Origin of the sequence: Pedobacter sp. (genome assembly GCF_035566355.1) — a bacterium.
Lineage (GTDB): Bacteria > Bacteroidota > Bacteroidia > Sphingobacteriales > Sphingobacteriaceae > Pedobacter.
Window position 1 is genome coordinate 1 of the sequence record NZ_DATMRL010000133.1, and the last position, 2,919, is coordinate 2,919.

Annotated in this window: 4 protein-coding genes and 1 pseudogene; all 5 read right to left on the reverse strand. The window is 35.3% G+C overall.

Annotated features, from left to right (window positions below):
- Positions 1-432: pseudogene (locus VNZ46_RS05250) on the reverse strand (phosphomannomutase CpsG); the annotation flags it as partial.
- A gap of 114 nt (positions 433-546) precedes the next feature.
- Positions 547-705 (reverse strand): deaminase, encoded by a 159-nt coding sequence (locus tag VNZ46_RS05255; RefSeq protein ID WP_325559072.1) that lies wholly within the window; start codon positions 703-705, stop codon positions 547-549.
- Between the two features lie 393 nt (positions 706-1,098).
- On the reverse strand, positions 1,099-1,359 hold the full coding sequence (locus VNZ46_RS05260; protein ID WP_325559073.1) for a type II toxin-antitoxin system mRNA interferase toxin, RelE/StbE family: 261 nt from the start codon (positions 1,357-1,359) through the stop codon (positions 1,099-1,101).
- On the reverse strand, positions 1,356-1,631 hold the full coding sequence (locus tag VNZ46_RS05265) for a hypothetical protein (protein WP_325559074.1): 276 nt from the start codon (positions 1,629-1,631) through the stop codon (positions 1,356-1,358). Before VNZ46_RS05265 ends, VNZ46_RS05260 begins: the two co-directional genes overlap by 4 nt.
- A gap of 194 nt (positions 1,632-1,825) precedes the next feature.
- Positions 1,826-2,719 (reverse strand): aminoglycoside phosphotransferase family protein, encoded by an 894-nt coding sequence (locus VNZ46_RS05270; protein WP_325559075.1) that lies wholly within the window; start codon positions 2,717-2,719, stop codon positions 1,826-1,828.
- Positions 2,720-2,919: the final 200 nt, after the last annotated feature.

Here is a 2,919-nt window from a genome sequence, read left to right on the forward strand (position 1 = left end):
ACCTTTGTTAGCGGCTTGAAAGCCATAATTATTCAGAACTAAATCTTTCAGATCCATTATACCGGTATCGCCTGAAATGGGAACGGAGTTACCTCGAACCATTTTCAGACCATTGTATTCTTTCGGGTTGTGCGAAGCCGAAATCATAATTCCACCGTCGTAACCATAATTCGCAACCGCAAAATAGTACATATCAGTAGTGCAAACGCCAATGTCTATGACATTCACGCCATGATCTGTAAGCCCACGGCATACTGATTCAAACAAAGCCGGTCCTGATAAGCGCACATCACGTCCTACAGCTACGACTTTTGGCTGGACAAATTTCGCGTAAGCTTGAGCAATTTTGTAAACTGTCTGTTCGTTTATAGAAACAGGATAAATTCCACGTATGTCGTAGGCTTTGAAAATTGTTGGGTCATTTTTTTCCATAACTTATAAAGTCTTTCAAAAAAAGCCAAATTTTGCTAGACTTTGCTCATGTCATTCCGCTCTCGCCCTGCTTGTCTTGAGGATAATAGACTACCGAATTTTTTAGATGGATGATCACATAATCCTTGACTTCACCGATGGTATTGTTTTCAGCTCGTTCTTCCCAACGACCTTATCGCCCTGAACTACAATTGCTCCAAATGGTAAATCTCCAGCAGATTTTGCTAATTTCGCTTGCTCTAAAGCAAGACGCATAAAATCTTCGTGGTTCATAATTCATCTAATTATTTATTATTATTATTTTAACCATCTCCATTACTTTAGGGATTGCCCGCTTCGGGTTGGGAAATTTTGACATATTATTTATGCGACCTTAAAAGACACGCCGATAGCTCTTTCAATAATCTTCAAACTCTCAATTACTGATGGGTTATTGGCTATATTTGTTAATAAAAGTTTGTCTCCAAACTGCTTCTGTAGGGGACTTAGAAATTCATCGCCCCAAGAAGGAGAAAAAGTTATAACACCAGTAAAATCTATTTCTAAATTTTCACCTTGAGGTATAGAATTTAAGGATGCTTGAAAAGCCGCAAAGGCTTCTCGCCCAGCGACCTTGATGATAATAGACTTCCAAAATTTTTTAGACTTAGATTCATCGATAGTCGATTATTTATACAATTGACTATGAGTGCCAATGGCAACAAAAAGAACAGTATCCCTATCAATGAAAGTATATACTGCTCGTAAATCGCCTGTAATACTAATGGTGCGATACCCCTCGTATTTACCAATTAAAGCATGATTACTTAGTACTGGATCAAAGGGGTTGTCTAAAAAAATATCTCTTCTTGCCTTAAATTTTTCTTTATCAGCAGGACGCAGTTTTGCATACTGCTTTTCAAATCGCTTATGAAGGATTGTCTTCATAGAGAATCAAGGTACTCATCCATCTCCTTTGCTAAAGTAAATACTGGGGAGACATTCCTGCCTGCTTTGTAATCAGATCTCGCTTGCGCGATGATTCTCTCAAGATAAGGAGTCATACGAAAAGATCTTTCAACGTGAAATACTCCAGTCTGAACAAATGTTTTAAGACTTGCTTTGACAATCGTACTCAAATCCAAACCCATATCAGCCGCAAGCTTTACTGCCGCATCTTTAGTATTTTTATCCATAGTAACGTGAAGAGTAGTATTCATGTATTAAATATATACATCTTTAATATAAATGTCAAGAGTTGAATTTAATTGCAAAACTGATAGTCATTAATCACAGACATCTTATTCTGTTCGAATTTAGCATAAACATCAGGCAATTCTGGCCAATTTGAGAAGGTTAAACAAAAATAGGCTCCTACGGCCTATTTTCTGTTTTTAGCTTTATTCTTCACGCTTTAAGAGCGTAAAATCGTTTTAATCTTCGTGACTACCCTGCTTACACCTTTTGGATTGCCAGTTTTCTTATAAAACCAAAACCAATTCATAACATCTACGATGGCATTGGCTTTAATTTGGTTGAATAAGCCATTATTTTTTGTACCATACCATTTAAGCGTATCTTTCAAGAATAGATCATTGCTATGGCTGTTGAAATCAGCGATACCAATAAAATCCATTGCTGGTATACCAAGTCCCATATCAGACCAATCCACTATGCCAGTAATCACCTTTCGTTTTTTATCCCAAAGGAAATTGTTCAAATTAAAATCGCCGTGAATAATGTTTGTAGGTTTTCTAAAATTAGAACTGTTCTGTGCAATTTTTTTTATCATCGTTTCAAGAACTTTGCATTCACTGATCTTTAGATATTTAGCGAACTCTTTGGGGTAAGTCTTGTAGTCCTTCCTCCTCATAACTAAGTATCCTGTATCAAAATTGATACTTTTATCTTTATAGTTATGAAGAGCTTTCAAAAACAATCCTATTTGTTTAGCAATTTTCAATTTACTCTTATTATTTAATTTTTCTATTTGAGTAGGTAACAATGGCTCGCCTGATATTTTTCTATAACCAATGAGGTGATTTGTGATAAATTCAGGTTTTGGAACTTGGATTGGTGATATTTCAGAAAACGATGCCAAAAAATTCCATCGCTTCTTTGTTTCTTTCTTAATTATAGAATTTTTTGGAAAACGAAAAATCCATATTTTATTAATCTCAATTATAAAATTTTTAGCCCGACTGGTTATAACTTTATAAGAATTAACCTTAAGGCCCGTAATCTTCTTTACTTCTTCAATTTTTTTCGACAGTTCTTTAGATTCTAACCCAAATTTAGGAGTTGTCATATTGCTTAGATCATACCAAAAAATCGCAAGCTAAGCGACTACTATCTTATTGTAACCCAGTGTAGAAAGGAAGTGATAATGTCACTCTTGAAGGAAGTAGAAATGTCACCCTTCAAGTAAAATGATGTCGTAATCATTAAAACAAAGAACGACATCATATATGACATTTATCACTATGTCCAAAAAGGAACTGGATCGCT